7 protein-coding genes are annotated in these 9372 nt (G+C 72.7%); all 7 read left to right on the top strand.

Annotated features, from left to right (window positions below; translation table 11 throughout):
• The first annotated feature begins 140 nt into the window (after nt 1-140).
• The 7 genes from ftsL to AC1HC7_RS00445 are packed head-to-tail and all read left to right on the top strand — an operon-like array spanning nt 141 to nt 9322.
• Nucleotides 141-698, top strand: a complete 558-nt coding sequence (gene ftsL, locus AC1HC7_RS00475) for a cell division protein FtsL (RefSeq protein ID WP_479495279.1) — start codon at nt 141-143, stop codon at nt 696-698.
• Entirely contained in the window at nt 695-2539 is a 1845-nt protein-coding gene (locus AC1HC7_RS00470) for a peptidoglycan D,D-transpeptidase FtsI family protein (RefSeq protein ID WP_479495280.1), read from the top strand. The genes ftsL and AC1HC7_RS00470 overlap by 4 nt, the downstream gene beginning before the upstream one ends.
• 55 nt (nt 2540-2594) lie before the next feature.
• The gene (locus tag AC1HC7_RS00465) at nt 2595-4199 is read left to right on the top strand and encodes a UDP-N-acetylmuramoyl-L-alanyl-D-glutamate--2,6-diaminopimelate ligase (RefSeq protein ID WP_479495281.1); all 1605 of its coding nucleotides are present in this window, start codon (nt 2595-2597) and stop codon (nt 4197-4199) included.
• Nucleotides 4196-5653: a UDP-N-acetylmuramoylalanyl-D-glutamyl-2,6-diaminopimelate--D-alanyl-D-alanine ligase gene (locus AC1HC7_RS00460; RefSeq protein WP_479495282.1), complete on the top strand. Its 1458-nt coding sequence runs from the start codon at nt 4196-4198 to the stop codon at nt 5651-5653. The genes AC1HC7_RS00465 and AC1HC7_RS00460 overlap by 4 nt, the downstream gene beginning before the upstream one ends.
• Nucleotides 5653-6741, top strand: coding sequence for a phospho-N-acetylmuramoyl-pentapeptide-transferase (gene mraY, locus AC1HC7_RS00455; protein WP_479495283.1), 1089 nt, complete (start codon nt 5653-5655; stop codon nt 6739-6741). The genes AC1HC7_RS00460 and mraY overlap by 1 nt, the downstream gene beginning before the upstream one ends.
• Nucleotides 6738-8159, top strand: coding sequence for a UDP-N-acetylmuramoyl-L-alanine--D-glutamate ligase (murD, locus tag AC1HC7_RS00450; RefSeq protein ID WP_479495284.1), 1422 nt, complete (start codon nt 6738-6740; stop codon nt 8157-8159). Before mraY ends, murD begins: the two co-directional genes overlap by 4 nt.
• Nucleotides 8156-9322: a peptidoglycan glycosyltransferase FtsW gene (locus tag AC1HC7_RS00445; protein WP_479495285.1), complete on the top strand. Its 1167-nt coding sequence runs from the start codon at nt 8156-8158 to the stop codon at nt 9320-9322. The genes murD and AC1HC7_RS00445 overlap by 4 nt, the downstream gene beginning before the upstream one ends.
• The last annotated feature ends 50 nt before the right edge of the window (nt 9323-9372 follow it).

Below are 9372 nucleotides of genomic sequence, written 5' to 3'. Positions count from 1 at the left end.
CTGGCGGTCAACCCGCGGGCCCGCTCGGCGCGGCTGCGCGCGGCGCGGCGCACCGGGGCGGCGGCGGGCGAACCGGCGGACCCGCGGGCGCTGGGCGCGCCGCGCCTGGACCTGGAAACCCTCATGCGGAAGGTATCGCGATGAAGAGCCTGCTTTACGTGTTGGCGCTTGGGCTGGTGGCCGCGGTGGCGGTATGGGCCTATCAGGTGAATTACCGGACGCTGGACGCCCAGGACCGGGTGGCGGCGCTGCGCGACGACATCCTGCGCGAACGCGAAGCCATCGCCATCCTGCGCGCCGAATGGGCGCGGCTGAACGCGCCGGACCGCTTGTCGCGCCTGTCGCTGCTGAAATCCGAGGAGCTGGGACTGCGGCCCATGAGCCCCGAGAGCTTCGCCGAGACCGCCATGGTGGCCTTCCCGCCGCCGCCGCCGCTGCCGCCGGCGCCGCCCTATTCGGCGCCGCCGATCGTCATCGAGAACAACGTCATCGCGGCGCTTGACGGGGTGAGAGAGATGTTCGGCTGGGGCGGCGGGCGCGGCGCGGCCGCCGGCGCCGAATGGACGCTGGCGCTGGGCGCGGGGGGCGCGGATGACGGCGATTATGCGGGCGGGTCGCCCGAGGCCGGGGAATACCGCGCCGCCGACCCGTTCGCCCAAGGGCTGCTGACCGGGGTCGCGCTGGAGCCGCGCCGATGAGCCTGGGCCCCGACGCGCGGGCCGAGGCCGAGGGCGGCGCGCGGCTGGCCGAGGTGATCGAGGCGCGCCGTCGCGGGCGCGATCCCAACGCCGAGGCGGCCTCGCGCCGGGGCGACGCGCGCCGCCGGCAGATCGCCGATCAGCGCCGCCGCGCCGAATGGCGCCTGGTGCTGGTCTGCTGCGCCTTCGTGCTGGCCTATATGGCGGTGGCCGGGCGCATGGCGCTGCTGTCCACCGAGGAGCCGCGCGAGCCGCGCGGCGTCGCCGCGTCGGAGCGGATCACCAATCTGCGCGGCGAGATCCGCGACCGCAACGGCGCGCTGCTGGCGGTCAACATCCCGGTGTTTTCGCTATACGCCCGCCCGCAGGACATGGTGGACCCGGTGTCCGCCGCCGAGGGGCTGGCGAAGATTTTCCCCGACATGGAGCAAAAGGCGCTGCTGCGCCGGTTCACCGACGGGCGCAAGTTCCTGTGGCTGAAGCAGACCATCACCCCGGCGGAGCGGGTGGCGGTGTTCAACCTCGGCGAGCCGGGGCTGAAATTCGGCCCGCGCGAAACCCGGGTCTATCCCGCCGGGCGCATGGCCGCGCATGTGCTGGGCGGCGCCGGCTACGGCAAGGAGGGCGTGCGCGCGGCCGAGATCATCGGCGTCGCCGGGGTCGAGCGCTGGTTCGACAAGCGCCTGCGCGACCCGGCCGAGGTGGCCGCGCCGCTGGCGCTGTCCATCGATCTGCGGGTGCAGGCGGCGCTGACCGACGTGCTGGGCGAGGCCATGGGCCGGCTCAACGCCCGGGGCGTCGCCGGGGTGCTGATGGATGTGGACACCGGCGAGGTGCTGGCGCTGGTCTCGCTGCCGGATTTCGACCCCAACCGCCGCCCGGCGCCCCCCGTCAAGGGCTATCCCGACGACAGCCCGCTGTTCAACCGCGCGGCGCAGGGGGTGTATGAACTGGGCTCGGTGTTCAAGGTGTTCAACGCCGCCATGGTGATGGAGGCCGGGCTCGCCGGTCCCGAGACCGTCGTGGACACCCGCGGGCCGCTGCGCTGGGGGCGTTTCAAGATCAATGATTCCCACCGCCTTCCCGATCGCATGACCCTGCGCGAGGTGATCGTCGAAAGCTCCAATGTGGGTTCGGCGCGGCTGGCGCTGCTGGCGGGGGCGCGGCGACAGAAGGCGTTTCTGGAAAAGCTGGGCCTGTTCGCCCCGGCGCCGCTGGAACTGTCCGAGGCGCGCAAGAGCAAGCCGCTGCTGCCGCCGCGCTGGTCGGAGCTGTCGACCATGACCATATCCTACGGCCACGGCATCGCGGTGACGCCGCTGCATCTGGCGGCGGGCTACGCGGCGCTGGTCAATGGCGGGCTGCGGGTGCGCCCGACGCTGCTGAAGGGCGGCGCGCGCCCCGTCGAGGCGGATCGGGTGGTGTCGGTCGAGACCTCGCGCCGGATCCGCGAGATCCTGCGCGCGGTGGTCACCGACGGCACCGGTCGAAACGCCGAGGTTCCGGGCTATTATATCGGCGGCAAGACCGGCACCGCCGACAAGCCGCGCCGCGGCGGGCGGGGCTATGAGCGCGGCAAGGTGGTGGCCACTTTCGCCTCGGTGTTCCCGGCGCATGATCCGAAATACACGCTGATCGTGACCATGGACGAGGCGGCGGAGAGTTCGGGGCGCAACCCGCGCCGCTCAGCCGGCTGGACCGCGGCGCCGACGGTGCGCGAAGCGGTGCGCCGCATCGCCCCGATCCTGGGCATGCGTCCGCAGCCGGCGCCGGCGGCGATCGAGGAGACGCAGACGCAGACGGCGCTCGGCGCGGGCGGCTCGCGCCTGGTCGCCAACTGAGCCGCGCCGGGCCGACGCCGCCGCGGGCCGGGCGCAGATTGGGAAAGGAGCGCCGATGAGCGGGACCAGCCCCTCAAGGCAACAGAGGACGGGCGGGGGCGCGGGCGCAGGGCGCGGCGTCAGCCTGCGCGATCTCGGGCTTGCGTCGCCCGGCTGCGGGCGCGACCCCGACGCGCCGGTGGCGGGGCTGGCGGTGGACAGCCGCGCGGTCAAGCCGGGTTTCGTGTTCTTCGCCATTCGCGGCGACGCCCTGGACGGCGCCGAATTCGCCCCCTATGCGCTGCGCCAGCGGGCGCTGGCGGTGGTGTGCTCGCCCGAGGGCGCGGCGCGCATCCGCCGGATCTGGGCCGATGAGGGCCGCGCGGGCGCCGCGACCCTGCCGCTGATCGAACGCGCCGCGCCGCGCCTGGCGCTGTCGCGCGCCGCCGCCGCGTTCTTTCCGGGCCAGCCCGGGACCGTCGCGGCGATCACCGGCACCAACGGCAAGACCTCGGTGGCGAGCTTCCTGCGCCAGATCTGGACCCGGCTGGGGCTGAAGGCGGTGAATTTCGGCACCACCGGGGTGGAGGGCGCGGTCACGGCGCCGCTTGCCCACACCACGCCGGACCCGCTGGTCCTGCACGCGCTGCTCGACGATCTGGCGGCGCAGGGCGTGACTCACGCGGCGATGGAGGCGTCCTCGCACGGGCTGGCGCAGCATCGGCTCGACGGGGTGCGGCTCAGCGCCGGGGCGCTGACCAACATCGCCCGCGACCACATGGATTACCACCGCGACCATGACGATTACGTCGCCGCCAAGCTGGGGCTGTTCGACCGGGTGCTGCCCGAGGGCGCGGTGGCGGTGCTGAACGTCGACGACCCGAACTGCGTCGCCGCCGAACTGGTGGCCATGGGGCGGGGCCAGAAGGTGATCGGCGTGGGGCGCGGCGAGGCGGCGCTGCTGCGCCTGCTGGACACGCGCTGTCACGACGCCGGCCAGACCCTGCGCTTCCACTGGGCCGGCGACGCGCTGAGCGCCCATGAGGCGGAGCTGAAGCTGGTGGGCGGGTTTCAGGGCATGAACGCGCTGATGGCGGCGGCGCTGGCCATCGGCTGCGGCGCCGAGGCGGGGGCGGCGTTCGCGGCGCTGCCGCATCTGGTGGGGGTGCGCGGGCGCATGGAACTGGCGGCGACGCGGGCCAACGGGGGCGCGATCTACGTGGATTTCGCCCACACCCCCGACAGCCTGTCCGCCGCCATCGCCGCGCTGAGGCCGCACACCCCGGGGCGGCTGATCGTGGCGTTCGGGGCCGGGGGCGACCGGGACAAGGGCAAGCGGCCGCTGATGGGCGCGGCGGCCATGGCGGCGGATCTGGCGATCGTCACCGACGACAACCCGCGATCCGAGGATCCGGGGGCGATTCGCGCCGCCGTGCTGGCGGGCTGCGCGACCATGGACCCGGCCCCGAGCGAGATCGCCGGGCGCGCCGAGGCGATCCTCGCCGGGGTCGATGCGCTGGGGCCTCAGGATCGCCTTCTGATCGCCGGAAAGGGTCATGAAACCGGCCAGATCATCGGCGATCAGGTGCTGGCGTTCGACGATGTCGAACAGGCCCGGGCCGCGGTGGCGGCGCTGGACGGGGATGGCGGCCGGGATGGAGACGCGGGGATGACGGGGTGAGCGCTGCGCTGTGGACATCCGACGAGGCGGCGGCCGCCACCGGCGGGCGGGCCAGCCGCGCCTTCGCGGTCTCGGGCGTCGCCATCGACAGCCGCGAGACCGCCAGGGGCGACCTGTTCGTGGCGCTCAGCGACCAGCGCGACGGCCATGATTTCGTCGCCGCGGCGTTCAGGGCGGGCGCGGCGGCGGCGATGGTCGCGCGGCGCCCGGAAGGCGTCGCCGCGGATGCGCCGCTGCTGATCGTCGAGGACCCGCTGGCCGGGCTGGAGGCGCTGGCCGCCGCCGCCCGCGCCCGCGCGCCGGCCAGGGTGATCGCGATCACCGGGTCGGTGGGCAAGACCGGCGCCAAGGACATGCTGCGCGCGGCGCTGGCGGCGCAGGGGCGCGTGCACGCCGCCGAGCGCAGCTTCAACAATCACTGGGGCGTGCCGCTGACCCTGGCGCGGATGCCGCGCGACGCGGATTTCGCGGTGATCGAGATCGGCATGAACCACCCCGGCGAGATCGCGCCGCTGGCCCGGCTGGCCCGCCCGCATGTCGCCATCGTCACCAACGTGGCGCCGGTGCACATGTTCGCCTTCGCCGACGAGGCCGGGATCGCCTTCGCCAAGGCCGAGATCTTCGAGGGGCTGGAGCCCGGCGGGGTGGCGATCCTCAACCGCGACAACCCGCATTTCGCCCGCCTGAAGCGGCGCGCCACGCGCTGCGGGGCGGCGCGGATCCTGCGGTTCGGGACCGCGCAGCGCTGCGACGCGCGGCTGCTGAGCGCGGATGTGGGCCCGCTGGCCACCATGGTGCGGGCGCGCATTCACGGGCGCGAGGCGCTTTACAAGATCGGCGCGCCGGGGCGGCATCTGGCGATGAATTCGCTGGCGGCGCTGCTGGCGGCGGCGGCGGCGGGGGGCGACCTGGCCCGCGCCGCGCTGGCGCTGGGCGGCTGGCGCCCCCCCCCGGGGCGCGGCATGCGCTGGCAGGTGGCGCTTGACGCCGGCGGGCTCGACGGCGAGGTGCAGCTGATCGACGAAAGCTACAACGCCAATCCGGTCTCCATGGCCGCGGCCTTCGAGGTGCTGGCCGCCGCCGCGCCGGTGGACGGCGTGGGCAAGGTGCGCAAGGGCCGGCGCATCGCGGTGCTCGGCGACATGCTGGAACTGGGCGAGGGCGAAGCGGCGCTGCACGCGGCGCTGGCGGCGCATCCGGCCATGGCGCGCATCGATCTGGTGCATTGCGTCGGGCCGCGCATGCAGGCGCTGCACGCGGCGCTGCCGGCGGGGCGGCGCGGCGAATGGACGCCGGACAGCGCCGCCATGGCGCAAAGGCTGGGGCGCCTGCTTGACGCGGGCGACGTGGTCATGATCAAGGGCTCGCTCGGCACGCGCATGGCGCGGGTCGTGGACGCGGTCAGGAAACTCGGGACGCCGCGCGCGGCCCCCGCCGGCGACGAGGCTTTGTGATGCTTTACCACCTTCTCACCCCGCTTTCGGAGGGCGGGGACCTGTTCAACCTGTTCCGCTACATCTCGTTCCGCGCCGGCGGCGCGTTCCTGACGGCGCTGGTGTTCAGCTTCCTGTTCGGGCGTCCGATCATCAACGCGCTGCGGCGCATGCAAAAGCGCGGCCAGCCGATCCGCGACGACGGGCCGGAAAGCCACATCATCGAGAAGGCCGGCACCCCGACCATGGGCGGGGTGATGATCCTGGGGTCGCTGCTGGTCTCGACCCTGCTGTGGTCGCGGCTGGATCTGGGCTATGTGTGGATCGTCATGCTGGTGACGCTGGGCTTCGGCGCCATCGGGTTCGCCGATGATTTCTTCAAGGTGTCGAGCTTTTCCAGCAAGGGCGTGTCGGGGCGGGTGCGTCTGGCGCTGGGGCTGGCGGTCGCCGCCGGGGCCGGGGCCTGGACCATGGCGATCCAGCCCGAGGCGCTGGCCGGGCGGATCGCCTTTCCCTTCCTCAAGGAATTCATGCTCGACGCGGGGGTGATGTTCGTGCCCTTCGCGGTGCTGGTGATCGTCGGATCGGCCAACGCGGTGAACCTCACCGACGGGCTGGACGGGCTGGCGATCATGCCGGTGATGATCGCCGGGGGCAGCTTCGCCATCATCGCCTACATGGTCGGGCGCGCCGATTTCACCGCCTATCTGGGGGTGCATTACGTGCCCGGCACGTCGGAAATCGCTATTTTCTGCGCCGCGCTGATCGGCGCCGGGCTGGGGTTCCTGTGGTATAACGCGCCCCCGGCCATGGTGTTCATGGGCGACACCGGGTCGCTGGCGCTGGGCGGCGCGCTGGGCGCCATCGCCGTGGTCACCAAGCACGAGATCGTGCTGGCGATCATCGGCGGGCTGTTCGTGGTCGAGGCGCTGTCGGTGATCATCCAGGTGCTGTATTTCAAGGCCACCGGCAAGCGGGTGTTCCTGATGGCCCCGATCCACCATCATTTCGAGAAGCTCGGCTGGCAGGAGCCGACCATCGTGATCCGCTTCTGGATCATCTCGGTGATCCTGGCGATCATCGGCCTGGCGACGCTGAAGCTGCGATGATCCCGGTTCGCGGATATTCCGGGCGCCGGGTCGGGGTGCTGGGGCTGGGGCGCTCCGGGCTGGCCAGCGCGCGGGCGCTGGCGGCGGGCGGCGCGGTCCCGGTGTGCTGGGACGACGGCGCGGCGGGGCGCGCCGCCGCCGCCGCCGAGGGGTTCGAGATCGGCGACCTGACGCGGGGGCGGGCCTGGGACGGCATGGCGGCGCTGATCGTGTCGCCCGGCATCCCGCATCTGTATCCGGCGCCCCACAAGGCGGTGGAAAACGCCTGGGCGCGGGGCGTGGCGGTGGACAATGACATCGGGCTGTTCTTTCGATCCGTCGCCACCGAGGCATGGGAATTGTTCGACCGGGCGCCGCGGATCGTCTGCGTCACCGGCTCGAACGGCAAGTCGACCACCACGGCGCTGATCGCCCATATCCTCGCCGCCGCAGGGCGAAACGTGCAGATGGGCGGCAATATCGGCCGCGGGGCGCTGGATCTGGACCCGCCCGGGGACGGCGACGCGCTGGTGCTGGAACTGAGCTCCTATCAGATCGAGCTGGCGCGCGCGCTGGGGCCCGACATCGCGGTGTTCCTGAACCTGTCGCCGGACCATCTGGATCGCCATGGCGGGCGCGGCGGCTATTTCGCCGCCAAGGCGCGGCTGTTCGAGATGGGCCTGCCGGAGCGCGCGGTGATCGGACTCGACGAACCGGAAGGGCGCTACCTCGCCAACCGCATGCGCGAACGGGAAGGCGACGGCGCGCCGGTGATCGCGGTGGCCTCGCGAAAGCTCGAGGGCGACGGCTGGAGCGTCACAGCGCGAAAAGGCTTTCTGGCCGAATGGCGGGGCGGGCGGCAGCTGGCCTCGGTGGATCTGCGCGACGCGCCGGCGCTGCAGGGCGCCCATAACCGGCAGAACGCCGCCGCCGCCTACGCCGCGTGCCGCGCGCTGGGGCTGGGGCCGCGCCGGATCGGCGCCGCGTTCGGGGATTTTCCCGGCTTGCCGCATCGCATGGAGCTGCTGGGCGCCGCCGGCGGCGTCGCCTATGTCAACGATTCCAAGGCCACCAACGCCGACGCGGCGCAGATGGCGCTGAAGACCTATGACAAGGTGCGCTGGATCGCCGGGGGGCGGGCCAAGGCGGGGGGCATCGCGTCGCTGGCCCCGCTGTTCGGACGGATTTCGAAAGCCTATCTGATCGGCGAGGCGGCGGCGGATTTCGCCGCCGAGCTGGGCGATGCGGCGCATGAGACCTGCGGCGATCTCGCGACCGCGCTGGCGCGCGCCGCGGCCGAGGCCGCGCCGGGGGACACCGTGCTGCTGTCCCCGGCCTGCGCCAGTTTCGATCAGTTCGACAGTTTCGAGGCGCGCGGCGACGCGTTTCGCGCGGCGGTCGCGGACATCATCGCCGCCGATCAGGGAGAAGCGACATGAGCGACATGGTGTTCGGCGGGGTCGCCGTTCAGGGCGGCGGCGAACCGGTGCTGACCCGGTGGTGGCGCACGGTGGATCGCTGGACCGTGGGCGCGGTGCTGGCGCTGATGGTGATCGGGCTGGTGCTGGGGCTGGCCGCCTCGGTGCCGCTGGCCGCGAAGAACGGGCAGTATCAGTTCTATTACGTGATCCGGCAGGTGGCGTATTCGGCGGCGGGCGTCGGGTTGATGATCTGGGTGTCGCTGCAGTCGCCCGAGACCGTGCGCCGGCTTGGGGTGATCGGCTTCGCCGGGGCCTTCGCGGCGCTGGCGCTGCTGCCGGCGCTGGGCACGGATTACGGCAAGGGCGCGGTGCGCTGGTATTCGCTGGCGGGGGTTTCGCTGCAGCCCTCGGAATTTCTCAAGCCGGTCTTCGTGGTGTTCGCCGCCTGGGTGATGTCGGCGAGCTTCGCGCGCCACGGCCCGCCGGGCAAGACGCTGAGCGTCCTGACCGCGGCGGTCGTCGCCGGGCTGCTGGCGCTGCAGCCGGATTTCGGGCAGGCGATGCTGGTGCTGACCACCTGGGGGGTGATGTATTTCGTCGCCGGGGCCTCGGTGACGCTGTTGCTGGGGCTGGGCGGCGCGGTGGGCGCGGCGGGGGCGTTCGCCTATGTGAATTCGGCGCATTTCGCCCGACGCATCGACGGCTTTCTGGCCAGCGACGTGGACCCGCGCACCCAGCTTGGCTACGCGGCGCAGGCCATCCGCGAGGGCGGGCTGTTCGGGGTCGGGGTCGGCGAGGGCTCGGTCAAGAACACCCTGCCCGACGCGCATACCGATTTCATCATCGCCGTGGCGGCGGAGGAATACGGGCTGGCGCTGACGTTGATCGTCATCGGGCTGTTCCTGTTCATCACCATCCGCGCCATGCTGCGGCTGGTGGAGGAGCGCGACGCCTTCGTGCGGCTGGCGGGGTCCGGACTGGCGGCGCTGATCGGGCTGCAGGCTTTCGTCAACATGGGGGTGGCGACGCGGCTGCTGCCCGCCAAGGGCATGACGCTGCCGTTCATTTCCTATGGCGGTTCGTCGATGCTGGCGGCGGGGATCGGCATGGGGATGCTGCTGGCGCTGACCCGCAAGCGCCCGCAGCGCGACGTCACCGACGCCATGGCGGGGGGCGCGTGACGCGCGCGGCATCAGGCGCGCGCCGACCGCCCGGCGCGGCCCCGCCCGCC

This window comes from Oceanicella sp. (genome assembly GCF_056449545.1).
The sequence above is the reverse complement of the archived record's forward strand: the minus strand, read 5'-3'. Positions and strand labels throughout refer to the sequence as shown.

What these genes read in the sequence shown, in the direction of transcription:
- ftsL (WP_479495279.1), top strand. Translation starts at nt 141, where the DNA reads ATGAAGAGCCTGCTTTACGTGTTGGCGCTTGGGCTGGTGGCCGCGGTG.
- AC1HC7_RS00470 (WP_479495280.1), top strand. Translation starts at nt 695, where the DNA reads ATGAGCCTGGGCCCCGACGCGCGGGCCGAGGCCGAGGGCGGCGCGCGG.
- AC1HC7_RS00465 (WP_479495281.1), top strand. Translation starts at nt 2,595, where the DNA reads ATGAGCGGGACCAGCCCCTCAAGGCAACAGAGGACGGGCGGGGGCGCG.
- mraY (WP_479495283.1), top strand. Translation starts at nt 5,653, where the DNA reads ATGCTTTACCACCTTCTCACCCCGCTTTCGGAGGGCGGGGACCTGTTC.
- murD (WP_479495284.1), top strand. Translation starts at nt 6,738, where the DNA reads ATGATCCCGGTTCGCGGATATTCCGGGCGCCGGGTCGGGGTGCTGGGG.
- AC1HC7_RS00445 (WP_479495285.1), top strand. Translation starts at nt 8,156, where the DNA reads ATGAGCGACATGGTGTTCGGCGGGGTCGCCGTTCAGGGCGGCGGCGAA.